Source organism: Pantoea sp. Ae19-2 (assembly GCF_059801205.1).
Genome location: NZ_JBCHWE010000011.1, coordinates 1 through 260 on the forward strand (window position 1 = coordinate 1; position 260 = coordinate 260).

The window sequence follows — 260 nt, forward strand, 5'->3', positions numbered from 1 at the left end:
GAGCAGTACGCTTACCCGTGGAATGCGCCACGGGAAGCCATCGCCAGCCCTTATCCCACCTATGAGGAAATGCACAGCCGCAGTCAGATGATTGCGGCTTTAGTGCGTGCGCAGGAGCTGCTTGAGCAACAGCCGACGCTGATCCAGATTGACGTTAAGCGTCGCGTCAACGAGCTGGAAAAATCACAGGGCATTGCCCGCGCCAATGCGTACTTAACGAAAACCTTCGTCGAGCGCACATTGCCGCGTGTTGAATGCGT

The 260-nt window shown here is 56.5% G+C and carries 1 pseudogene; it reads left to right on the forward strand.

Annotated elements, in window-relative coordinates:
* Positions 1-260 (forward strand): annotated as a pseudogene (locus AAIE03_RS24195) (replication endonuclease); the annotation flags it as partial.